Genomic DNA, 22,145 nt, shown 5'->3' with positions numbered 1-22,145 from the left:
GGGCTGCAGCTTCACCGGCTGCACCGTGCCCGCGACCTGGTGCGAGGCCCACCACGTCGTCCCCTGGCACCGCGGCGGCCGGACCGACCTGACCAACGGGGCCCTGCTCTGCCCCCACCACCACACCCACGTCCACCAGCACGACCTCACCGCGACCGTCACCGCGGCCGGGGTCACCTGGCACACGAGATGACCCCGCCCCGCACCCCGCCCCGACCCCGGCGGGGTCAGCGGCATGCCGTCATCGGCGCGGGCGCGGGCGCGGACGCGACCTCAGCGCAGGATCGCCGCGAAGCCCTCGAGCAGGATCTCGATGTCGGCGTCGGTGACGACGAGCGGGGGAGCGATGCGCACCGTCGAGCCGTGGGTGTCCTTGACGAGCACGCCGCGCTCGAGCAGGCGGTGCGAGGCCTCGCGTCCCGTCATGAGGTCGGGATCGAGATCGACGCCCGCCCACAGACCACGGCAGCGCACCGCGTCGACGCCGTGCCCCACGAGGGTGCGCAACCCGCTCTCGAGGGCAAGGCCCAGCCGGTGCGCCTGCTGCTGGTACTCACCCGTCGCGAGCAGCCCGACCACTGCCTGACCGACCGCGGCCGCGAGCGGGTTGCCGCCGAAGGTCGACCCGTGGCTCCCGGGGGTGAAGACGCCCAGCACGTCGCGGTCGGCGACCACGGCCGACACCGGCACGATGCCGCCACCGAGCGCCTTGCCGAGCACGTAGACGTCCGGCACGACGTCCTCGAACCCGCAGGCGAAGGTCGTGCCCGTGCGGCCGAGGCCCGACTGGATCTCATCGGCCACCATGAGCACGTTGCGGCTACGAGTCAGCTCGCGCACGCCACGCAGCCAGCCGTCGGGCGGGATGATGACGCCCGCCTCGCCCTGCACCGGTTCGAGCAGCACCGCCACGGTGTCGTCGGTGATCGCCGCTTCGAGCGCCTCGAGGTCGCCGAAGGGCACCGTGTCGAACCCGGGTGTGTAGGGCCCGTAGTGGTCGTGCGCGAGCGGGTCGTCGGAGAAGCTGATGATGGTCGTCGTGCGGCCGTGGAAGTTGCCTGCCATGACGACGATCCGCGCCTGGCCATCCGGCACTCCCTTGACCTCGTAGCCCCACCGGCGCGACGTCTTGATCGCCGTCTCGACGGCTTCGGCGCCGGTGTTCATCGGCAGCACGAGCTCCTTGCCGGCCAGCGTTGCGAGGTCGCGGCAGAACGGTCCGAGCCGGTCGCTGTGGAAGGCGCGGCTCGTCAGGGTCAGTCGGTCGAGCTGTGACCGCGCCGCGTCGGCGAGCAGGGGATGCAGGTGCCCGAAGTTGAGCGCCGAGTAGCCGGCGAGCGCGTCGAGGTAGCGGCGCCCCTCCACGTCGGTGACCCACGCCCCCTCGGCGCTCTCGATGACGACGGGCAGCGGGCTGTAGTTGCTCGCCACCCAGTCCTCGGCGAGGGAGACGTGCTCGTGGGTCGGGGTGCCAGGGGTGGGAATCCGGGCCGGGCTGATCAGCTCGCTGGCCTCGGGTCGTGCGGCCGTGTCGCTCACCCTTCGATCGTCGCACCGTGCCGGTCGTGGGGCAGCCGGTTCGGACGTGACCCCGCTCTCTGCCGCCCGCCGCGGCACGGGCCCGGTGGGACACTGGCGATGGCGGGCCTCGCAGCCAGGACTACCCGCGCTGGGGTGTGTCGGTCACGTCGGTGGCCCAGCCGCGGAGATGGCCATGCACAGCAGCACCGATCACACGAGCAGCGATCACACCAGCATCGATCACACGAGCATCGATCACACCAGCACTGGCTCGCACCGCACCCGCGTCGTCATCCTCGGCGCCGCCGGTCGCGACTTCCACGACTTCAACGTCGTCTTCCGCGACGACCCGAGCCACGAGGTCGTCGCGTTCACGGCCACGCAGATCCCCGACATCGAGGGTCGGCGCTACCCGCCGGAGCTCGCGGGCGACCTCTACCCGGAGGGCATCCCGATCGTCGCCGAGTCCGAGCTGTCCGACCTCATCGGGCGCGAGCACGTCGACGTCGTCGTCTTCGCCTACTCCGACGTGCGGCACGAGCAGGTCATGCACCTCGCGTCACAGGCCATCGCAGCCGGCGCGGACTTCCGGCTCCACGGCGCACGCCACACGATGCTGCGCAGCACGAAGCCGGTCGTGGCCGTCACTGCAGTGCGCACGGGGGTCGGCAAGAGCCAGACCACCCGGTACCTCTCGCGGCTGCTCCGCGACCTCGGCCTGCGCGTGGTCGCGGTGCGCCACCCGATGCCCTACGGCGACCTCGCGGCCCAGTCCGTGCAGCGCTTCGCCACCCATGCCGACCTCGACCTGCACGACTGCACCATCGAGGAGCGCGAGGAGTACGAGCCACACATCGACAGCGGCGTCGTCGTCTACGCCGGCGTCGACTACGAGCGGATCCTGCGCGAGGCCGAGCAGGAGGCCGACGTCATCCTCTGGGACGGCGGCAACAACGACCTGCCGTTCTACGTGCCCGACCTGCACCTCGTGCTCGCCGACCCGCTGCGCCCCGGCGACGAGGCCACGTACCACCCCGGCGAGGCGAACGTGCGCCTGGCCGACGTCGTCGTCGTCGCCAAGTGCGACTCGGCCCGTCCCAGCGACATCGAGGCCGTCGAGGCTTCGGTGCGCTCGCTCAACCCTGCGGCAACCGTGCTGCGCGCCGACAGCCCCGTCACCCTCGACGACCCGGACGCGGTGCGCGGTCGCCGCGTCATCGCGGTGGAGGACGGCCCCACCCTGACCCACGGGTCGATGACCTACGGGGCCGGAGTCGTCGGCGCCCGGTCCGCCGGTGCCACCGAGATCGTCGACCCGACGCCGTATGCCGTCGGGTCGATCGCCGCGACCTACGCGAAGTACCCGAACGCCCGGGGCGTGCTCCCGGCCATGGGCTACGGCGCAGCGCAGGTCGGCGACCTGGAGGCGACGATCCGCGCCGCCGTCGCAGCCGGCGCCTGTGACGCCGTCGTCGCCGGCACCCCCATCGACCTGACCCGCGTCCTGTCGGCGCCGGTCCCGGTGGTACGCGCCCGCTACGAGCTGCGCGAGGTCGTGCCGGGTGGGCTGGCCACTGCGGTGCGCGCGGCGCTGCCCGCCGAGCTGCTGGAACGGCATACGGCCTCGGGGGAGTCGTTCGCCCGTGCGGGCGCGTCCTCGGTTCCCGCCGGGAGCGCGCCATGAGCGCCGCGACCGAGCACCAGCCGTCCGACTCGCGCGACCACCGGTCCGGCCACCTCGACGAGCCGCAGCAAAGACCGGGCAGGGCGGCCCGTAGCGGGGGCTACGGCGGCGGCGTCCTCGTCAACGTCGTCATGCTCGTGCTCGTCAATGCCTGGCCCGGATGGGAGGCCGTGCCGTTCCTCACCGACCGCACTCCGGAGGTCCTCGGCATCGTCAACGCCTCGCTCGTCGTCGCAGCGGTCGCGAACCTCCTGCTCGCCGCCGCCGACCCACCGCGCTTCAAGGCCCTCACCGACCTCGCCATCACCGGTGTCGGCATCGCCGCCATCGTGCGCATCTGGCAGGTCTTCCCGTTCGACGTGCTGGGCACACCATGGGAGACCGTGATCCGGGTGCTGGGGGTGGTCGCGCTCGTCGGCAGCGGGATCGCGATCCTGTCCGCGGCGGTCCGGCTCGTCCGCGGTGGCCGCGACAGCTCGTGAGGTGGGCCACGAATGTCCATGTTCCCAAGCGGATTCGTCAGATCGGCGTAGCGTGAAGGAACCGGGGAACCCTAGGACGCTGACCAAGCCGTCCGCGTCGCCCCGGCGCAGGAAGACACGGCCTCTTCGCCGAGACAGGTCGCTGCAGCGTGTCCGGAACCAGCAGCCCTCCACCCGTGCGTGCCTCGCACCCCACCCGCCCCCATCTGGTAGCCCTCGTCATCGGCTGCCTCCTCATCCTTCCCGGCCTCGGCCTGCTCCTCGGGGGCGCAGGCCTCGCCATCACGTATGCCGTCGGGCGTGACAGCGCCGGCTACTTCACCGGCTCGCTGCCGAGCCTGCGCAGCGCCACCCCCGCGATCACGGCCGAGGACGTCGCGGTGCAGGCCGGGCAGGACGTGCCGACCTGGGCGTTCGACCGACTGGGCGTCGACGTCCGGCTCACCGCCAGGTCCACGGACAACGGCCGGCCCGTCTTCATCGGCATCGGTGACGCGCAGCGCGTCGACTCCTACCTCGGCGGCGTCACGCACGACGAGGTTGTCGACATCACCGACCCGTTCTCCCGCGGGCAGCGGGCCGCGGTGCTGCGCACCGTGCCGGGTGGTTCGACCGTGACCCCGCCCTCGACCCAGACCTTCTGGGCCGCCTCCGCCGACGGCACCGGACAGCAGGTGCTCACCTGGCACGTCACCGACGGTCGTTGGGCCGTCGTGCTGATGAACGCCGACGGCAGCCCCGGCGTCGACCTCGCCGTCACCATGGGCGTGCGCGCGAACTTCCTCATCCCGCTCGCCCTGATCATGCTCGGTGTCGGTCTCGTGCTGACCGGTCTCGCCGTGGCCCTCATCATCCGGGGGACGACAGGCTCCCGCTCTGGGGACCACCCGAGCGGCCCCGGTTACCCAGCCACCCCGGCCTACCCGGCCTACCCGGCCACGACGGGCTACCCCGCGCAGAGCGGCTACCCCGCGCAGACCGAGTACGCGGCACCCGACGCCCCCGGTGGGGGGCTGCTGCCTCCGCAACCGAGCGCGACGGCATACGCCGTCAGTGGGGCGGCAGCGGCCGCACCACCCACGTGGGGTGCCGCCACCCGCGCGGTGAGCCCGGTGCGGCTGGACGCACGGCTCGACGAGCCGCTCTCACGGTGGCTGTGGCTGCTCAAGTGGCTGCTCGTCATCCCGCACCTCGTCGTGCTGGCGTTCCTCTGGCTCGCGTTCTGGGTCGTGACGGTGATCGCGTTCTTCGCGATCCTCGTGACGGGGCAGTACCCGCGCGGCCTCTTCGACTTCAACCTCGGCGTGCTGCGCTGGTCGTGGCGCGTGTCGTACTACGCGAACGGCGCGTTCGGCACCGACCGCTACCCGCCGTTCAGCCTTGGCGCCGAGCCCGACTACCCCGCGACGCTCGACATCGCCTACCCCGAACGCCTCTCGCGCGGGCTCGTGCTCGTCAAGTGGTGGCTGCTCGCGATCCCGCACTACATCATCGTGGGGCTCATCGTCGGCGGCGGCTGGGCGTGGAACCGGGCCCGTGACGGCGGCGCGCACCTCGAGTCCTTCGGGTGGGGCCTGCTCGGCCTCCTCGTGCTCGTCGCCGGGCTGTCGCTGCTCTTCGCCGACCGCTACCCGCGGGCACTGTTCGACCTCGTCATCGGGCTCAACCGGTGGGTCTACCGGGTGGCTGCGTACGCCGCGCTGATGACCGACGTGTACCCGCCCTTCCAGCTCGACGAGGGCGGCCCCGAGACGCCGATCCCGCCGCCTCCACCGCCACCGCCGGCCGTCGGGACGGAACGTGCCGAAGGGCCACCGCAGTACTCCATCTGAGCACTCGACGGTGTGCGCGCGTCGGAAACTTAGCACTCGACGGTGGGTGCGCGTCGGAAACTGAGCACTCGACGGTGGGTTGATCGGGGATCCCCACCCAGTCGAGTGCTCAGTTTCCTACGGCTTGCGCGGGCGCGAGAGGGCCAGACCCAGCCCGGCGAGCGCGACGACGGGGCCGATGACGGCCCAGACGACCTGGCCGGACATCGCGCTCCCGCCCACGTAGCCGAGGCCCTGCAGGGTCCAGAGCACGCCCATCGCCAGCAGGACCGCCCCGACGACGATGCGGAACGGCCGGTTCACGACGGTGCCGTGACGAGGTGCGCGTCGAGCCACTCGACGATCTCGGTCTCCACCTCGTCGCGGTTGGTCTCGTTGAGGATCTCGTGGCGCGCGTCGGGCCACAGCCTCAGCGTCACGTCCTGCACGCCGACGCGGCGCAGCTGGTCGGCCACCGCTCGGACGCCCTTGGCGTCCTTGCCGCCGACAGGGTCCTTGTCGCCGGAGACGAGGTGGACGGGCAGACCCTTGGGGATGCGCGAGGCGAGGCGGTCGGTGTTGACCGACTCGAGCCCCCGCAGCAGGTCGGCGAAACCCCCTGCGCTGAAGACGAACCCGCAGTCGGGGTCGTTGACGTACTTGTCGACCTCGTCGGGATCCCTTGACAGCCAGTCGAAGTCGGTGCGGGTCGGCTTGAAGGCCGAGTTGTACTGCCCGAACGTCAGCGTGTTCATCAGCCCGCTCGTGTGGGCGTGGCCGCGCAGCCGTGCCTGGGTGGACGCGAGGAAGATGCCCACCTTGCCGAGGGCGCCTGCCCCGCCGGCGGTGCCCGACAGCACGAGGCCGGCGAGCTCGGAGCCGTACTGCGCGGCATACCCGCGGGAGATGAACGAGCCCATGCTGTGGCCGAGGAGGAAGACGGGCAGTCCCGGCTGCTCCTCGCGCGCCTTGTCGGTGACCGCGTGCAGGTCGTCGACGACGGTCTGCCAGCCGTCCTTCTCGCTGAAGAAGCCACGCTTGCCGGACGACTCGCCGGACGTCTGGCCGTGGCCGCGGTGGTCCGAGCCGTAGACGGCATACCCGTGGTCGGTGAGGCGCTGCGCGAAGCGTGCGTAGCGGCTCGAGTGCTCGGCGAGCCCGTGCGCGAGCTGCACGACCGCCTTGGCGGGACCGTCGGGGAGCCACCGGTTGACGAAGACCTCGGTGCCGTCGGGCGTGGTCAGCGTGAAGGTGCTGCTCTGCATGAGCCGAACTGTATGCCGCCGGGCAGCGCTGCGCCCGTGACCACGCGCCGCCCTCGACCACGCGCCGCTGGAGGCTGCCCGTTTCATCACGTTTTGCCCGGTTCCCTCGCCAAAACCACAAAAACGGGCGCCCGAATCTATTTACATCGAACCGATCCGGTGGTTTCCTAGAGGCACGACCCCACCACGGGGCGCACCGAACGACAGGACGAAGGAGTCCGGGTGTACGCAGCGGAGCGGCAGCAGCGCATCATCGCCGAGGCCCGTCGGGCCGGCCGTGTCGAGGTCGCCGCCCTCGCCGACTCCCTGGGGGTCGCCGCCGAGACCGTGCGCCGCGACCTCACCGCCCTCGAGCGCCGCGGGTCGCTGCGCCGGGTCCACGGCGGCGCGATCCCCGTCGAGCGTCTCGAGGTCGAGCCGACGCTCGCCACCCGGTCCGGGCGCCTCGCCGACGTCAAGCGGCGCATCGCCGCCCGCGCCCTCGACGAGCTGCCGAGCGGCGGCAGCATCATCCTCGACGCCGGCTCGACATCGCTCGCCGTCGCCGAGATGCTCCCGCCCGACATCGACCTCACGGTCATCACCAACAGCCTCGCCGCGGCCACCGTCCTGTCGACCCACCCGGGCATCAACCTCTACCTGCTCGGCGGCCGGGTGCGCGGCACCACCGGCGCCTCCGTCGGCGACTGGGCGGTCAGCCCCCTCGCCGACATCACCGTCGACCTCGCGATCATCGGCACGAACGGCATCTCCGGCGCCCGCGGCCTCACCACCCCCGACCAGTCGGAGTCGCTCGTCAAGCGCGCGATGGTCCACGCCGCCCGCCGGTGCGTCGTGCTCACCGACTCGAGCAAGGCCGGCGACGACCACCTCCACCGTTTCGCCCAGCTGTCCGACATCGACCTCGTCATCACCGACACCGACCTCGACGACGACGTCGCCGCCGAGATCCGTGCGGCCGGACCGGAAGTGGTGACCGCATGATCGTCACGCTCACGCCCAACCCCAGCATCGACCGCGCCGTCTTCATCGACGCCCTCCACCGCGGCGAGGTGCACCGCGGCACCGGCAGCCAGCTCGACCCTGGCGGCAAGGGTGTCAACGTCTCCCGCGCGCTGGCCGCCCAGGGCGCGGCCACGACCGCCGTGCTGCCCATCGGCGGGCCCGAGGGCCACCTGCTCGAGGACCTCCTCGACACCGCCGGCGTCGCCCATGCCTCCGTGCCCGTGCGCGGCACCGTGCGCATGAACATCAGCGTCCTCGAGCCCGACGGCACCACGACGAAGCTCAACGAGCCCGGCCCCGACCTGTCGCAGGACGAGGTCGAGGCCCTCCTCGAGACCACCCTCGAGCGCAGCGTGGGCGCCGACTGGGTCGTCGGCTGCGGCAGCCTCCCGCCCGGCGCCCCCACCGACCTGTATGCCGTCCTCGTCGCCCGGGTGCGCGGGCGTGGTGGCCGTGTCGCCATCGACTCCTCCGGCGCCCCGTTCGCCGCCGCCGTCGCCGCGAAGCCGCACCTCATCAAGCCGAACCACGAGGAGCTCGCCGAGCTCGTCGGCCACGACCTGCCCACCCTGGGTCACGTGCGCGACGCCGCACGCGAGCTCGTGGCCGGCGGCATCGAGGTCGTCGCCGTCAGCCTCGGCGGCGACGGCGCCCTGCTGGTGACCGCCGGGGCCTTCGCGCACGCCCGGGCCACGATCACCGCCCCCCTGTCCACCGTGGGCGCCGGCGACTGCATGCTCGCCGGCCTGCTCCACGGCCTGTCCACCGGGCTCGACCCGGCGGACGCCCTGATGACCGGGGTGAGGTGGGGCGCCGCGGCGGTCACCCTCCCCGGAAGCCGCGTGCCGACCCCCGACGACCTCGACGGCATACGCGCCGAGCTCACCCACGAGCCCGACCTCGCCCTCGCAGTCACCTGACCGACGACGACCGGCCTCGAAGCAGGCCACCGCGCCGGCCCCGAAGCCGGCCCCACGACACCGAAACATCGATCGACCCGATCCTCCGAAAGGAAAACCCCATGTCCCTCATCACCGAAGAGCAGGTCGTCCTCGACCTCACAGGTGCCGACCGCCACGAGGCGACGCGGAGGCTCGGCGAGCGCCTCGTCGCGACCGGCAGGTGCACCGACCTCGACACCTTCCTCGACGACGTGCGCAAGCGCGAGGAGACGATGGCCACCGGTCTGCCCGGCGGCATCGGCATCCCGCACGCCCGCAGCGCCGCGATCACCGAGCCGTCGCTCGTCTTCGGCCGTGCGACGGGTGACGGGGGCGGAATCGACTGGGGCGCCAAGGACGGCCCGGCCACGCTCGTCTTCCTCATCGCGGCCCCCGAGGGCGGCGGCGACGCGCACATGCAGATGCTCCCCAAGCTCGCTCGCGCCCTCATGAAGAAGGACTTCAAGGCGGCGCTCGCCGCCGCCACCACCGAGGCCGAGGTCGTGCGCATCGTCAGCGCCGAGGTCGAGCTCGACCAGCCCGCCGGTGCCGCCGCACCCGCCGCCGCCCCGGCTGCTGCCGCCGCATCCGCCGGTGCCGCAGACCGCACCGGTGCCGCAGCCGGCTCCGTCGCCACGGCCGAGGCGCCCGCCGCGCGCACCCTCAACCTCGTCGGCGTCACCTCGTGCCCGACCGGGATCGCCCACACCTACATGGCCGCCGAGGGCCTCGAGAACGCCGCGAAGGCCGCCGGCCACACGATGCTCGTCGAGACCCAGGGCTCCGCCGGCTCCAAGCCGCTCACCGCGGCCCAGATCGCCGCCGCCGACGCCGTGATCTTCGCGCACGACCTGCCCGTCAAGGACGCCGGCCGCTTCGCCGGCAAGCCCCTCGTCGACGTGGGCGTGAAGAAGGGCATCTCCGACGGACCGGCGCTCGTGCTCCAGGCCGAGCGGCTCGTCGCCGAGTGGGACGCCGACCCGAGCAAGCGCGAGGCCGCGGCCCGCGCCGCCGCCGCCGCGGGCGCGTCGGGTGGCCTCACCTCGAAGGTCGAGGAGGGCGCGAGCACCGCGACGAAGGTGCGCCAGTGGCTGATGACGGGTGTCTCGTACATGATCCCGTTCGTCGCCGCGGGCGGCATCCTCATCGCCCTGTCGTTCATGCTCGCCCAGGTCGCGCTCGGCCAGGACGGCGCGATCCAGATCGTCAAGTACAACCTGACCTCGACCGACCAGTTCAACATCGCCCAGAACTTCAACCCGGTCAGCCTGACCTCGTGGGCCGCGCTCCTCTTCGTCATCGGCGGCGCGTCGTTCGGCTTCCTCGTGCCGATCCTCTCCGGCTTCATCGCCTTCGCGATCGCCGACCGCCCGGGGCTCGTGCCCGGCATCGTCGGTGGCGCCGTGGCCTCCACGATGGGTGCCGGCTTCCTCGGCGGCCTCGTGACCGGCCTCATCGGCGGCTTCGTCGCCCGCTGGGTCTCCGGCTGGAACGTCGCCAAGGGCGTCCGGGGTGTCATGCCCGTGGTCGTGATCCCGCTCCTCAGCTCGCTCATCACGATCGGCCTGTTCATCACCGTGCTCGGCCGCCCGATCAAGGGCCTCACCGACGGCCTCAACAGCTGGCTCACCGGCATGACCGGTGCCAGCGCGATCGTCCTCGGCATCATCCTCGGCGCGATGATGGGCTTCGACCTCGGCGGCCCGGTCAACAAGGTCGCGTACGCGTTCGCCACCACCGGTCTCGCCGCCGCGGGTGCGTCAACCAACGCCCCGCAGCTGAAGATCATGGCCGCCGTCATGGCCGCCGGCATGGTCGCCCCGCTCGCGATGGCCCTCAGCACGACCATCCGCCCGCACCTGTTCTCCGAGCCGGAGCGTGAGAACGGCAAGGCGGCCTGGCTGCTCGGCTTCTCGTTCATCTCCGAGGGAGCCATCCCCTTCGCCGCCGCCGACCCGGTGCGCATCATCGCCAGCTCGGTCATCGGCTCCGCGGTCACCGGCGCCCTCGCGATGCTGTTCGGCACGACGCTGCGCGCCCCGCACGGAGGCATCTGGGTGCTGCCGCTCATCGGCAACTTCCTGCTCTTCGTCGTGGCGCTCGCGGTCGGTGTCGCCGTCATGGCCGGCATCGTCATCACCCTGAAGTCGCGAGAGACGAACCTCGCCGAGATCGACGCGACCGCTACGGTCTGAGATAGCGGTGGACGTGACCCAGGTCACCACGTGCTTCATCGTGGACCTGGGTCACGTCCGCTCGACCGACTGCACGACGACTGACCTCCAGCCTGACCTCCAGCCTGACACCACGCCTGACACCAAGCCTGTCATCCCAGAAGGAGCACGCCTCATGCCAACCCGTACCGTCACCATCGCCTCCTCGGTGGGCCTGCACGCCCGGCCGGCCGCGCTCTTCGTCGAGGCTGCGAGCAGCTCGGGCCTCGACGTCGAGATCGCCAAGCCGGGCGAGGACCCCGTCGACGCGACGAGCATCCTCGGCGTCATGGCCCTCGGGGCCAAGCACGGCGAGGAGGTCGTCCTGACGGCAGAGGGCGACGGCGCGGACGAGACGCTCGACTCCCTCGTCGAGCTGCTCTCGCGCGACCTCGACGCGGAGTAGGACGGAGCAGTCCTCATGGCCGACTCGGAGACCAGCCAGACCACCCGGACCAGCCAGCCCAGCCAGTCCAGCCAGTCCAGCCAGACTGGCCAGGCCAGCCAGACTGGCCAGGCCAGCCAGCCCGGCGAGACCAGGCAGGGCATCGGCGTCAGCCCGGGCACGGCATACGGGCCGGTGGTGCAGGTGGCGCCACCGGTCCGCCCGCCCGCGCACGAGCCGGCCGTCGACGACCAGGACGCAGCGCTCGCCGACGTGAAGGCGGCCTTTGAGTCGGTCGCGGTCTCGCTCGAGGAGCGAGCCACCCGGGTCGAGGACACGGCCCAGCAGATCCTCAAGGCGACGGCCCTCATCGCCCGCGACAAGGGCCTCGTCAAGGCGGCGTCGAAGGAGCTGGCCGCCGGTCACGGCCGCGCCACCTCGATCGCCAACGCCGTCGAGACGTATGCCGCCCAGTTCGAGGCGCTCGGCGGGTACTTCGCCGAGCGGGTGGCCGACCTCCGCGACGTCGGATCCCGTGCTGTCGCAGCGGTGCTCGGCGTTCCCGCGCCGGGCGTGCCGGCATTCTCCGAGCCGAGCGTCATCATCGCCGAGGACCTCGCCCCCGCCGAGACGGCGACGCTCGACCGGTCGCTCGTCGTCGGCATCATCACCGAAGCGGGTGGCCGCACCAGCCACACCGCGATCCTCGCGGCGCAGATGGGCATCCCGGCCGTCGTGCAGGTGCCCCACGCGACCGCCATCCCGGCCGGCACGCCGGTCGCTCTCGACGGCGACTCGGGCGAGGTGACGATCGACCCGGACATGTCGCTCGTCACCGCCCAGCGCGAGCGGGCTGCCCGTCGCAAGGAGGCGCTGTCGCAGCTCTCCGGCGCCGGACGCACGTCCGACGGTGCGCCCGTCGCGCTGCTCGCCAACATCGGAGGCGTCGAGGATGCCGTCGCGGCCGGCGCCCAGGACCTCGAGGGCGTGGGCCTCTTCCGCACCGAGTTCGTCTACCTGTCGGCCACGAAGGCGCCGACGGTCGAGGAGCAGGCGGAGATCTACCGCGGAGTCTTCGCGCCGTTCGAGGGCCGCCGCGTCGTCGTGCGCACGCTCGACGCCGGGGCCGACAAGCCGCTGAAGTTCGCCGACCTCGGGCCCGAGGAGAACCCCGCCCTCGGACGCCGTGGCCTTCGCCTCTCCGCCGAGCGCCCCGACCTGCTCGACGCCCAGCTCGAGGCCCTCGCCGTCGCCGCTCGCGAGACCGGCGCCGACGTGCGCGTCATGGCGCCGATGGTCGCGACCGCCGAGGAGGCGGCGTGGTTCGCCCGTCGCGTCCGTGAGAACGGCCTGCCCAAGGCGGGCGTCATGATCGAGGTGCCGGGCGCCGCGCTGCGCGCCAAGGACGTGCTCGGTGAGGTCGACTTCGGCTCGCTGGGCACCAACGACCTGGCGCAGTACACGATGGCGGCCGACCGCATGCAGGGTGCGCTGTCCGACCTGCTCGACCCGTGGCAGCCGGCGGTGCTCGACGTCGTCGGTGCGGCCTGCGAGGGCGCGGCGAAGGTCGACCGTCCCATCGGGGTCTGCGGCGAGTCGGCGGGCGACCCGCTGCTCGCGCTCGTGCTCGTCGGCCTCGGCGTCACCTCGCTGTCGATGGCGCCGAGCAAGGTCCCGGTCGTGCGGCTGGCCCTGTCGCTGCACTCGGTGGCGGAGTGCCAGGCGCTCGCGACGGCGGCCCGCGACGCGCGTACGGCGGTCGACGCCCTGCACGCCGTGCGCGAGGGCGCCAGGAGCGAGCTCACCGACCTGCTCTGAGAGGCGGCCAACGTGACGCCGGCCACGGTGCTCGATGCCTTGCGCCGCAAGGCCTTTCACTAGACTGGAGACGGGCGCCGGTCCCGGCGTCCGCACGGCAAAGGAGCTCGACATGAGCACGCCCAGCCTCTTCATGAACCGGGTCCGCCTCGAGGACGGCTACCACGAGGACGACCTCCCCTTCATCGAGCGCACCCTGACCCAGCTGTTCCACCAGCTGAGCCGGTTCGACCCGTCGATGGTGCACATCGGTCTGCGGGTCAAGGATCGTGGCCAGCCCGGCATGCGCACCTCGATCGAGGTCCACGTCAGCGGGCTTCCGACCGTGATCGGCGCCTCCGACCTCACCGACACGAAGGCGGCCCTGCAGGACGCCGAGGCGAAGGTCGTCTCCCAGCTGCGCGAGGCCGCCGACCGCCACCACGACCGGCACCCCCGGGGGCCTCGGCACTGAGACACGTCGCCGAGGTCATGCACTGAGGTCATGCACTGAGGCCACGCACTGAGGCTCAGCCGCGGGAGCGCACCGGTCGCCCCGCCGCGTCGAACTGGTGCTGCAGCGAGAACGCCTGCGCCGTGGGCCCGTGCACCCGCAGGTGGCGCAGCCTGGCAAGGCCGTCCTCGACGCCGGGCCGGGTGCCGGGGGCGACCCACCAGAGCGCGGTCGACGGCTGCGGTGACGCACGGAACCACTTGCCGCCGCGCATGACGAGCGGGCCGTGCTCGCTGCGGTAGACGAAGTCGTGCAGGCTCGCGTAGTCGGTCCAGACGGACAGGTTGACGACGAGCAGGTCGTCGCCGTCACGCAGCAGCTCGTCGCTCTCGGGACGCCAGTGCCACACGAACCCCGGCGCGACCGCAGCGAGGCGCGCGACCCGGTCGAACGCGTACACGAAGCCGCGCATCGTCGGGTCGTCGAGCCGTGCCTTCGCGACCGAGACGTTGACCTGGGCCAGCTGTCGCTCCACCGAACCGGCCGTCGCGACGTCCTCGGTCATGCCTCCACCCTGACACGGGACTCGCCTTCGCTGCCCGACATGTCGGATCTGTCCGGCACCAAGTTAAAGACCTCGCCAAGGTTTCGCGGATGCCACGGCGTCGGCACCCGGAGCCGCCGCACACTCGTTGCGTCCGGAGCCGTCCGCTCCCATCGGTCGGGACGGGAACGTCCAAGCCGCCATTCGGCGCCGGACTCAGGGGGATGTGCCGTCGGATCGCGAGCTCCGGCGGCACACCCCCGCTCCCAGCCTCGGACCCTCGAGCCGGCTGTCAGTCCCCGGCGGAGAGGACGTCGGCGAGGTCGTAGCCGACCGGCTCGTCGAGCTGCTCGAAGGTGCACGACTCGGGCGTGCGGTCGTCGCGCCACCGCACGAACTGGGCGGTGTGGCGGAAGCGCGTGCCCTCCATGTGGTCGTAGCGCACCTCGACGACGCGCTCGGGCCGCAGCGGGGTGAAGGAGAGGTCCTTCTGGTTGTTCCAGCGGGAGTACTCGGACGAGCGCGGGTTGCGCACGCCGTCCTGCGGCTGCGCCCAGTTCCACGGGTGCTCGTCCCACTCGGCGACGAGGGGCTGGAGCTCCTCGAAGAGCTCCTTGCGGCGCGCCATCGGGAAGGCGCCGATGACGCCCACCGACGCGAGCTGGCCGTCGGCGTCGTAGAGGCCGAGCAGCAGCGAGCCGATGGCGTCGGGCCCGCTCTTGTGCACGCGGTAGCCGGCGACGACGCAGTCGGCGGTGCGCTCGTGCTTGATCTTGAACATGAGCCGCTTGTCAGGCTCGTAGTGCACGTCGACGGGCTTGGCGATGACGCCGTCGAGCCCGGCGCCCTCGAACTGGGTGAACCAGCCCTTCGCCTCGTCCTGGTCGGCCGTGGCTGCGGTGAGGTGGATCGGGGCCTGCGCCGTGGCGAGAGCCTTCTCCAGGGCGGCGCGGCGCTCGGAGAAGGGCTTGTCCATGTAGGAGACGCCGTCGAGCGAGAGGAGGTCGAAGGCGACGAACGACGCCGGCGTCTCGGCGGCCAGCTTCTTGACCCGCGAGGCGGCCGGGTGGATGCGCTGCTGGAGCAGGTCGAAGTCGAGACGGTCGCCGGACTCGGGTGACACGAGGATTATCTCGCCGTCGATGACCGCCTTCTCGGGGAAGTTCGCGAGCACGGCCTCGACGACGTCGGGGAAGTAGCGGGTCATCGGCTTCTCGTTGCGCGAGCCGATCTCGACGAGGTCGCCGGAGCGGAAGATGATCGAGCGGAACCCGTCCCACTTCGGCTCGTAGAGCACCTCGGCCTTGACTGCCGAGAAGTCCTTCACCGGCTTGGCGAGCATCGGGGGCACGGGTGGCACCACCGGGCCCCACACGTCACGCAGCTCTGCGTCGCGCTCGGCCTTGGGGGCCATGTACTCGGCGTCCGACTTGTCCTGCCGGCGCTTGCTCGGCTGCACGCGTGGGGGCTCGCCCGGCATCTTCGGGTAGTCGGGCGGGAAGTTCAGCTCACCGAGCCCGCGCTCCTCGACGTCCTTGTCCCACAGCGCGATCGCGGAGGCCACGTCGCCGACGGCATCGCCGATGCCTGCCCACGCGTCGCCACGTTCGGCGACCAGCTCGGGCACGGTGCGCACCGTGAGCGACTTCGGGTCGACGTCGCGCAGCTCGTCCCACGTGACCGGGGTCGACACCGGCGCGCCCGGCAGCGGGCGGGGCGAGTAGGCCGACGCGATGGTGCGGTCGCGGCAGGCCTGGTTGAAGTCGACGAAGACGCGCTCGCCGCGCTCCTCCTTCCACCACGACGTCGTGACGAGGTCGGGCAGCCGTCGCTCGAGCTCGCGCGCGATGCCGATGACACCGTGGCGCACGTCGAGGAACTCGTGCGTCGGCGCGACGCGCGCGTAGACGTGGACGCCGCGGTTGCCCGACGTCTTCGCCCACGCGGTGAGGCCGATCTCGGCCATCACCTCCTTGAGGGCGTATGCCGCCTCGACCGCGTCCGCGAACCCGCGGCCGGGCTGTGGGTCGAGGTCGATGCGCAGTTCGTCGGGGTTGTCGACGTTCGCGGTGCGGACCGGCCACGGGTGGAAGGTGATGGTGTTCATCTGCGCCGCCCACACGGCGCTGGCGATCTCGTCGATGACCAGCTGCGGGTGCTTGCGCCCCGACGGATAGGTGCACATCACCGTGCGCACCCACTCCGGCACGCCCTTCGGTGGGTTCTTGGAGAAGAACTCCTCGCCCTCGATGCCCTCGGGGAAGCGCTGCAGCGTCACCGGCCGGTCACCGAGGGCGCGCAGCATGGGCTCGGCGACGGAGACGAGGTAGTGCGCCATGTCGAGCTTGGTGACGGGCTTGCCGTCGGCCATGCCCTCGGCGGGCCACAGCACGCGGTCGGGGCTCGAGACGCGCACCTCCCGCACCACGGAGGGGTCGACCGGACTCGGCGCTTCGACGACGGCGGGCTTGGCGCTCACTCGCCGATCGTAGCCACGCGCGCAGACACCCCGGCCGAGCACACGCTCGAGCGGAGCGGTCGGATGCTGCTCCTCTGGGCGGAGCGGGATCCCAGCGTCGGGAGCGCATGTGCGGTGCGGTCGGCCGATCGGGTACGACCCTCCCATGACGCAGGCCCCCACGCTCCACAACCTCGGCGGCGAACGCTTCGTGCTGCTGACGACCTATCGCCGCTCCGGCGAGCCGGTCGCCACCCCGGTCTGGGTGCTGCCAGACGCGGGAGCCGCCATCGTCAGCACGCCCGAAGGCGCCGGCAAGCTCAAGCGGATCCGGAACAACCCGCACGTCACGCTGCAGCCGTGCGACCGCCGCGGCAACGTCGAGCCGGGCTCGCCGGTCGTCGAGGGCACGACCGAGATCATCCGCGACAGCGCGGCGTCCGAGGCCGTGAACCGGCGGCTGCTGCGCAAGTACGGCACCGAGTTCCGCATCTTCATGGCCATCGAGTGGGTGCTGCGGCGGGGCAACAGCAACCGCGTCGTCCTGCGCATCCTGCCGACGTCCTGACGCGACACCCTCACCCGTCCCACGCGACCTTTCCGCCGGGGCGTCAGCTGCGCGCGACGAGCGCCACGACGTTCGCGAGGGCGATGAGCACCGCCGCGACGAACGGCACCCGCCCGCGGGCGAGCACCGCGATGCCGGCCAGCGCGACGCACACGCCCAGCAGCAGCCAGCCCGCCGGGTCGATGCCCGGGCCGTATGCCGCCACGACCGTCCCGAGCAGCAGCACCGCGGGTGCCACCCGGCGCACGACCACCGCGCCGAGCACGTGGGGCAGCGCCCGCACCCCGGTCGCCTCGTCGTCCGCGAGGTCGGGCAGGGCGTTGAGCAGGTGCGCACCGACACCGAGCAGCGCGCCAGTGCCGACCACCCAGGCGGGCGGCAGCGCGGGATCGGGCAGGGCGAGCGTCACGACCGCGGGGAGCGCGCCGAACGCGACGGCATACGGCAGCGGGGAGAGCACGGTGCGCTTGAACCAGAGGTTGTAGGCCCAGCCCGACGCCACCCCGAGCACGAGGTGCACGAGCCCCGACGCGAGCCCGCACGCGAGCGACAGCCCGACGCAGGCGACGAGCGCGGCCCCGCACGCGATGCGCGTGACCCGCTCGGACACGGCGCCGGTGGCCAGCGGCTTGTCGGCGCGGCCGACGGCGCGGTCGCGGGCGGCGTCGACGAGGTCGTTCGACCAGCCGATGGACAGCTGCCCGGTGAGCACGGCACTCGTCACGAGCAGCGCCCGTCCGGGCGCGTGGCCGGCCGACCACGCGAGCAGGGCCGTCAGCACCGTCACCGCGAGCGTGGGGCCCGGGTGGCAGGCGAGCACCAGCCCTCGCACCACCCGGGATCCGGCCACGACGTGAGCCTAGGTGTAGTCGGCGGCACGGGTGGGCGCGCCGCAGCCTAGGCTGGCGACGTGAGCCACCTTGCGGCTGTCCGAGGCGTCCTGCCCGACCACACCTACGCCCAGGCCGAGATCACCGCTGCCTTCGCCGACGTGCTCGGCTCGACTGGCACCGACCGCCTCGTCCTCGAACGGTTCCACGCCAACGCCGGCGTCAGCCAGCGGCATCTGGCGCTGCCGCTCGAGCGATATTGGCGGCTGGCCGACTTCGGCGAGGCCAACGACGAGTTCATCCGCGTCGCCACCGACCTCGGGTCCCACGCCGTCACCAAGGCGCTGGCGGCCGCAGGGCTCACTCCGCGCGACGTCGACCTCATCGTCTCGACGACGATCACCGGTCTCGCCGTGCCGTCCATCGAGGCGCGGGTCGCCGCCGAGATCGGCCTGCGCGACGACGTGAAGCGGGTCCCGCTCGTCGGCCTCGGCTGCGTGGCCGGTGCCGCCGGCGTCGCGCGCGTCCACGACCACCTCGTCGGGCACCCGGACGACGTCGCCGTGCTCCTCTCGGTCGAGCTGTGCAGCCTCACCGTGCAGCGCGAGGACACCTCGACGGCCAACCTCGTGGCGAGCGGCCTCTTCGGCGACGGGGCCGCTGCCGTCGTGATGGTCGGCGCGAACCGGGCCCCTGCCCTGGCCGCCGACCAGCCCCGCGTCGTCGCCACCCGCAGCCGGCTCTACCCCGACACCGAGCGCGCGATGGGCTGGGACGTCGGCGCGACCGGCCTGCGCATCGTCCTCGGCGCCGAGGTGCCCGACCTCGTGCGCGCGAACGTGCGCGACGACGTCGACCGCTTCCTCGCCGACCAGGGGCTGACCCGGGCCGACATCGGCTGGTGGGTCGCGCACCCGGGCGGCCCCAAGGTGCTCGACGCCATGCAGGAGGCCCTCGAGGTCGACCGTGAGGCCCTCGGTGTCACGTGGCGCTCCCTCGACCGCATCGGCAACCTCAGCTCCGCCTCCGTGCTGCACGTGCTCGCCGACACCCTCGCCGACCACACGCCCGAGCCGGGGTCGTGGGGAGTGCTCATGGCGATGGGCCCCGGGTTCTGCCTCGAGCTCGTGCTCCTGCGGGCAGCCGACTGAGGCCTCGATGACCTCACCGTGGCTCTTCACCGGCCTCGTGCTCCTCGTGGGGCTCGAGCGCCTTGCCGAGCTCGTCGTGTCGAAACGCCATGCGGCATGGGCCTTCTCGCGCGGCGGTGTCGAACGCGGCCAGTCGCACTATCCCGTCATGGTGGTGCTGCACACCGGTCTGCTCGTCGGCGCCGTCGCCGAGGTGTGGGCGGCCGGTCGGCCGTTCGTGCCGGCCCTCGGGTGGGCGATGCTCGCCCTCGCCGTCGCCAGCCAGGCGCTGCGCTGGTGGTGCATCCGCACCCTCGGCAACCAGTGGAACACCCGGGTCATCGTCGTGCCCGGCCTGTCCCTCGTGCGCGGCGGTCCCTACCGACTGTTCCCGCACCCGAACTACGTGGCCGTCGTGGTCGAGGGCCTCGCGCTGCCGCTCGTGCACACCGCCTGGGTCACGGCGGTCGTCTTCACCGTCGCCAACGCCGTGCTGCTGACGGTCCGGGTCCGCGTCGAGAACGCGGCTCTGCGCGAGATCGCCACTCCCGCAGAGGCGCTCGCATGACCAGCGAGCAGTCCCCGAACACCCGGGCAGACCGCCACGTCGACGTCGTCGTCATCGGCGGCGGTCCCGTCGGTCTCGCCGCCGCAGCGTATGCCGCGCGGGCCGGCCTGACCCCCGTCGTGCTCGAGCCTCGCGTCGGCACCATCGACAAGGCGTGCGGAGAGGGCCTCATGCCGGGCGGGCTGCAGGCGCTCGCCGACCTCGGCGTCGACCCGCCGGGGCACGACCTCCGCGGCATCCGCTACCTCGCCCGGGGCAGGGTCGCCGAGGCCGACTTCAGCGGCGGCCTCGGCCGAGGCGTGCGGCGCACCGTGCTGCACGACGCCGTCCGCCGTGCCGTCGACGAGGCCGGCGTCGAGGTGCTGCCACTCTCGGCCACCGGCGTGACCCAGGACGAGCGCTGCGTCCGCGTGCCCACGGAGGACTCCAGCGGCACCGGCCCCACCCTGTCGGCCACCTGGGTCATCGCCGCCGACGGGCTGCACTCGCCCACGCGTCGCGCCCTGGGCCTCGACCGCGACCAGCGGCGCACCAACGACCCCGAGCCCGGCCGGCGCCGGCCCGGCCGCTACGGCCTGCGCCAGCACTACGGCATGCGCCCGTGGGGCGACCACGTCGAGGTGCACTGGAGCCGGCACGCCGAGGCGTACGTGACCCCCGTCGCCGACGACCTCGTCGGCGTGGCCGTGCTCAGCCGGCAGCGCGGCCCCCTCACCGACAGCCTCGCCGACTTCCCGCACCTGCGTGAGCGCCTCGGCGACGCACCCGTGGTGACGTCGGTCCGTGGCGCGGGACCCCTCCGGCAGCGCACGAGCCGACGGGTCGCCGGGCGCGTCCTGCTGGCTGGCGACGCGAGCGGCTACGTCGACGCGCTGACCGGTGAGGGGATCTCGCTCGGCCTGGCCCACGCCCGCGCAGCCGTCTCGGCGATCACGGCCGGCGAGCCCGACGCGTACGAACGGGCCTGGCGGGCCGCGACCCGGCGCTACGCGCTGCTCACGCACACCCTCGTGCAGGTGACCCGTCCGACGTGGGGACGGCGCCTGCTCGTGCCCGCCGCTGCCGCGCTGCCGCCGGTCTTCCGGGGAGCCGTCAACGAGCTGGCGAGGCCGAACCGGTGACCGCCCGAGAGCACCGCGATGCCCCGCACGACGACGCGTACGACGACACGCACGACGACACGCACGAGGACCCGGGCGAGGAGCTCGTCGTGCTCGTGTCGCCCGAGGGTGAGGCCGTCGGCACGGCGCCCAAGTCGAGCGTCCACCACGCCGACACCCCGCTGCACCTCGCCTTCTCGGTCTACCTCTTCGACGACGAGGGGTCGTTCCTGCTCACGCAGCGCGCGCTCGGCAAGACCACCTTCCCGGGCGTGTGGACCAACTCCGCCTGCGGCCACCCCGCGCCCGGCGAGCACCTGCACGACGCCGTGTGCCGTCGCGTGGCCGACGAGCTCGGCCTCACCGTCGGTGCGCTCCGCCTCGTGCTGCCACGCTTCTCCTACCGTGCCGAGCAGGACGGGGTCGTCGAGCTCGAGCTGTGCCCGGTGCTCGTCGGACGGGTCGCCGGCACGGCGCCGGCGCCGCAGCCCGACGCCACCGAGGTCGCGGTGGCGCAGTGGCTCCCGTGGCGCGAGTTCGCCGCCGACGTGCTGGCGGGCCGCCGCACGGTGTCGACGTGGTGTCGCGAGCAGGTGGCCGAGCTCCACGAACTCGGTGCCCACCCGCAGCAGTGGCCGGAGGCCGACCCCGCAGACCTCCCCGCGGCCCTGCCCCGCTGAGGCCAGCCCGAGGCGTACGAAAGTGGGCACTCGACGGGAATTGCCCTACGTCGAGTGCTCAGTTCTCGACGGGCTGGGTTTACGTCGAGTGCTCAGTTCCCAACGGGCTGGGTTTACGTCGAGTGCTCAGTTCTCGACGGGCTGGGTTTACGTCGAGTGCTCGGTTCCCGACGGGTCAGAGCAGGTCTGCGGCGGTGGAATCGAGGTCGGCCTGGCGGCAGCCAGCGGCCCGCGCCTCGCGGGTGGCGCGGCGCGCGGCCACGAAGGCGTCGGGCAGCAGCGCCGCGATGACGGCCGACACGGCACGTGCCTCCTGGCACGCCGGGTGGAGCAGCAGCTCCTCCTGGCTGAAGTGGCTCGGGTCGCCCCCGAGCTGCACGGCGCATGCGGCGTTGAGACGGCGCTCGAGGTCCCACAGGTGCGCGAGGTCGTCGATCTCGGGGTATCGCTCGAGCCCGCCCAGGGCGACCTCGAGCGTGCGGGCGTCCTTCAGCCCGGAGGTGGAGCAGGCGAGACGCGCGACGCCGAACGCGTAGCGGCGCGCTCCACCGGGGGTGGCCTCGGCGATGCGTCCCTCGAGCGCGCGGGCCAAGGACCCCTCGTCTAGTGCGCTCACCGTTCCTCCTCGCGCGCGACCAAGCGCATGCAGGACGCCCGTTCAGGACGCCTTGTGAGCCATACCCGTTCGGGGGGCGGTGGGGACGGTGAG

Annotated in this window: 22 protein-coding genes; 15 read left to right on the top strand and 7 right to left on the bottom strand. The window is 72.6% G+C overall.

The window, feature by feature from the left end:
• The coding region (locus ACYVNR_RS17630) for an HNH endonuclease (protein WP_461049779.1) at window positions 1-193 on the top strand (193 nt) is incomplete at its 5' end.
• A gap of 80 nt (window positions 194-273) precedes the next feature.
• Here the strand turns inward: ACYVNR_RS17630 and rocD are convergent.
• The gene (gene rocD, locus ACYVNR_RS17625; protein ID WP_461049777.1) at window positions 274-1,539 is read right to left on the bottom strand and encodes an ornithine--oxo-acid transaminase; all 1,266 of its coding nucleotides are present in this window, start codon (window positions 1,537-1,539) and stop codon (window positions 274-276) included.
• Between the two features lie 175 nt (window positions 1,540-1,714).
• On the opposite strand from rocD, the gene ACYVNR_RS17620 reads away from it, so the two are divergent.
• The 3 genes from ACYVNR_RS17620 (at window position 1,715) to ACYVNR_RS17610 (ending at window position 5,519) form a co-directional block, all read left to right on the top strand.
• Window positions 1,715-3,205 (top strand): cyclic 2,3-diphosphoglycerate synthase, encoded by a 1,491-nt coding sequence (locus ACYVNR_RS17620; protein ID WP_461049775.1) that lies wholly within the window; start codon window positions 1,715-1,717, stop codon window positions 3,203-3,205.
• The gene (locus tag ACYVNR_RS17615; RefSeq protein ID WP_458803356.1) at window positions 3,202-3,687 is read left to right on the top strand and encodes a hypothetical protein; all 486 of its coding nucleotides are present in this window, start codon (window positions 3,202-3,204) and stop codon (window positions 3,685-3,687) included. The genes ACYVNR_RS17620 and ACYVNR_RS17615 overlap by 4 nt, the downstream gene beginning before the upstream one ends.
• 176 nt (window positions 3,688-3,863) lie before the next feature.
• The gene (locus ACYVNR_RS17610; RefSeq protein ID WP_461049772.1) at window positions 3,864-5,519 is read left to right on the top strand and encodes a DUF4389 domain-containing protein; all 1,656 of its coding nucleotides are present in this window, start codon (window positions 3,864-3,866) and stop codon (window positions 5,517-5,519) included.
• Window positions 5,520-5,636: 117 nt separating this feature from the next.
• Here the strand turns inward: ACYVNR_RS17610 and ACYVNR_RS17605 are convergent, their stop codons facing one another.
• Together ACYVNR_RS17605 and ACYVNR_RS17600 are read right to left on the bottom strand one after the other, a co-directional pair.
• Window positions 5,637-5,822, bottom strand: a complete 186-nt coding sequence (locus ACYVNR_RS17605) for a hypothetical protein (RefSeq protein ID WP_045192754.1) — start codon at window positions 5,820-5,822, stop codon at window positions 5,637-5,639.
• Window positions 5,819-6,763, bottom strand: coding sequence for an alpha/beta hydrolase (locus ACYVNR_RS17600; RefSeq protein ID WP_045192753.1), 945 nt, complete (start codon window positions 6,761-6,763; stop codon window positions 5,819-5,821). The genes ACYVNR_RS17605 and ACYVNR_RS17600 overlap by 4 nt, the downstream gene beginning before the upstream one ends.
• 222 nt (window positions 6,764-6,985) lie before the next feature.
• Between ACYVNR_RS17600 and ACYVNR_RS17595 the strand changes: the two genes are divergently transcribed.
• From ACYVNR_RS17595 to ACYVNR_RS17570, 6 genes are all read left to right on the top strand, one after another.
• Window positions 6,986-7,747, top strand: a complete 762-nt coding sequence (locus tag ACYVNR_RS17595) for a DeoR/GlpR family DNA-binding transcription regulator (protein ID WP_461049769.1) — start codon at window positions 6,986-6,988, stop codon at window positions 7,745-7,747.
• Window positions 7,744-8,688 (top strand): 1-phosphofructokinase, encoded by a 945-nt coding sequence (pfkB, locus tag ACYVNR_RS17590; protein WP_461049767.1) that lies wholly within the window; start codon window positions 7,744-7,746, stop codon window positions 8,686-8,688. The genes ACYVNR_RS17595 and pfkB overlap by 4 nt, the downstream gene beginning before the upstream one ends.
• Before the next feature lie 101 nt (window positions 8,689-8,789).
• Entirely contained in the window at window positions 8,790-10,904 is a 2,115-nt protein-coding gene (locus ACYVNR_RS17585) for a PTS fructose transporter subunit IIABC (protein ID WP_458803350.1), read from the top strand.
• A gap of 154 nt (window positions 10,905-11,058) precedes the next feature.
• Window positions 11,059-11,328 (top strand): HPr family phosphocarrier protein, encoded by a 270-nt coding sequence (locus tag ACYVNR_RS17580; RefSeq protein ID WP_045192766.1) that lies wholly within the window; start codon window positions 11,059-11,061, stop codon window positions 11,326-11,328.
• Window positions 11,329-11,343: 15 nt separating this feature from the next.
• A complete protein-coding gene (gene ptsP / locus ACYVNR_RS17575; RefSeq protein ID WP_461049765.1) occupies window positions 11,344-13,125 on the top strand; it encodes a phosphoenolpyruvate--protein phosphotransferase in 1,782 nt (593 codons plus the stop codon).
• Between the two features lie 112 nt (window positions 13,126-13,237).
• The gene (locus ACYVNR_RS17570) at window positions 13,238-13,579 is read left to right on the top strand and encodes a hypothetical protein (protein WP_045192748.1); all 342 of its coding nucleotides are present in this window, start codon (window positions 13,238-13,240) and stop codon (window positions 13,577-13,579) included.
• Between the two features lie 55 nt (window positions 13,580-13,634).
• Here ACYVNR_RS17570 and ACYVNR_RS17565 read toward each other — a convergent pair whose 3' ends face one another.
• Both ACYVNR_RS17565 and ACYVNR_RS17560 read right to left on the bottom strand, forming a co-directional pair.
• Window positions 13,635-14,123 (bottom strand): DUF3291 domain-containing protein, encoded by a 489-nt coding sequence (locus ACYVNR_RS17565; protein WP_461049762.1) that lies wholly within the window; start codon window positions 14,121-14,123, stop codon window positions 13,635-13,637.
• 271 nt (window positions 14,124-14,394) lie between these two features.
• Window positions 14,395-16,581, bottom strand: a complete 2,187-nt coding sequence (locus tag ACYVNR_RS17560; RefSeq protein WP_461049760.1) for an ATP-dependent DNA ligase — start codon at window positions 16,579-16,581, stop codon at window positions 14,395-14,397.
• 145 nt (window positions 16,582-16,726) lie between these two features.
• Here ACYVNR_RS17560 and ACYVNR_RS17555 point away from each other — a divergent pair, with 145 nt between their 5' ends.
• Window positions 16,727-17,128: a PPOX class F420-dependent oxidoreductase gene (locus ACYVNR_RS17555; protein WP_458801373.1), complete on the top strand. Its 402-nt coding sequence runs from the start codon at window positions 16,727-16,729 to the stop codon at window positions 17,126-17,128.
• Between the two features lie 43 nt (window positions 17,129-17,171).
• Here the strand turns inward: ACYVNR_RS17555 and ACYVNR_RS17550 are convergent, their stop codons facing one another.
• On the bottom strand, window positions 17,172-17,978 hold the full coding sequence (locus ACYVNR_RS17550) for a UbiA family prenyltransferase (RefSeq protein ID WP_461049757.1): 807 nt from the start codon (window positions 17,976-17,978) through the stop codon (window positions 17,172-17,174).
• Window positions 17,979-18,038: 60 nt separating this feature from the next.
• On the opposite strand from ACYVNR_RS17550, the gene ACYVNR_RS17545 reads away from it, so the two are divergent.
• Genes ACYVNR_RS17545 through idi form a run of 4 tightly spaced genes read left to right on the top strand, consistent with a single transcriptional unit; the run spans window position 18,039 to window position 21,436 of the window.
• The gene (locus ACYVNR_RS17545; protein ID WP_458801369.1) at window positions 18,039-19,109 is read left to right on the top strand and encodes a type III polyketide synthase; all 1,071 of its coding nucleotides are present in this window, start codon (window positions 18,039-18,041) and stop codon (window positions 19,107-19,109) included.
• 7 nt (window positions 19,110-19,116) lie between these two features.
• Window positions 19,117-19,656 (top strand): isoprenylcysteine carboxyl methyltransferase family protein, encoded by a 540-nt coding sequence (locus tag ACYVNR_RS17540; RefSeq protein ID WP_461049754.1) that lies wholly within the window; start codon window positions 19,117-19,119, stop codon window positions 19,654-19,656.
• Window positions 19,653-20,777: an NAD(P)/FAD-dependent oxidoreductase gene (locus tag ACYVNR_RS17535; protein WP_461049752.1), complete on the top strand. Its 1,125-nt coding sequence runs from the start codon at window positions 19,653-19,655 to the stop codon at window positions 20,775-20,777. Before ACYVNR_RS17540 ends, ACYVNR_RS17535 begins: the two co-directional genes overlap by 4 nt.
• Window positions 20,774-21,436, top strand: a complete 663-nt coding sequence (gene idi / locus ACYVNR_RS17530; protein WP_461049750.1) for an isopentenyl-diphosphate Delta-isomerase — start codon at window positions 20,774-20,776, stop codon at window positions 21,434-21,436. Before ACYVNR_RS17535 ends, idi begins: the two co-directional genes overlap by 4 nt.
• Window positions 21,437-21,611: 175 nt before the next feature.
• On the opposite strand, the gene ACYVNR_RS17525 is transcribed toward idi, so the two are convergent.
• Complete coding sequence (locus tag ACYVNR_RS17525) at window positions 21,612-22,052, bottom strand: hypothetical protein (protein WP_461049748.1); 441 nt, start codon at window positions 22,050-22,052, stop codon at window positions 21,612-21,614.
• Between the last annotated feature and the right edge of the window lie 93 nt (window positions 22,053-22,145).

It is taken from the genome of Terrabacter koreensis (genome assembly GCF_054783315.1).
Note: the sequence above shows the minus strand (reverse complement) of the source record. Positions and strands in the feature narration are given on the sequence as shown.